Annotated in this window: 1 protein-coding gene; it reads right to left on the reverse strand. The window is 34.4% G+C overall.

Going from position 1 to position 308, the window contains the following annotated elements:
- Positions 1-300, reverse strand: a 300-nt coding sequence (locus ACG2E4_RS18610) for a helix-turn-helix transcriptional regulator (protein WP_395277529.1), incomplete at its 3' end; no start/stop codon positions are given.
- Positions 301-308 lie beyond the last annotated feature (8 nt).

The following is a 308-nucleotide window of genomic DNA, read 5'->3' on the forward strand; positions in this document are numbered from 1 at the left end:
CCAAATAACTCGACCCAGGATTTCAAATTCCTGTGTTTCATCAGGATTAATTTCTATTGGATCGTATTTTTTATTAATCGTTGTCAGATGTAGCCGGTTATTAGGTAAAGGTTGTAAAATGTTTAATTGCACTAAATTGCCTAATCGTACTGCAAAAATACCATCACCTGTGGGGCTATTTTCATTTTGATTTACAAGCACAATGCTGCCCGGTTTAATTTCAGGATTCATGGAGTCGCAATTTACTTGTAAGGCAAATAAATGATCTGATTGGGTGTGTAGTATCTTGTTTAAGAAAATATTACACA

The organism is Halalkalibaculum sp. DA384 (assembly GCF_043951955.1).
GTDB lineage: Bacteria > Bacteroidota > Rhodothermia > Balneolales > Balneolaceae > JAMQKA01.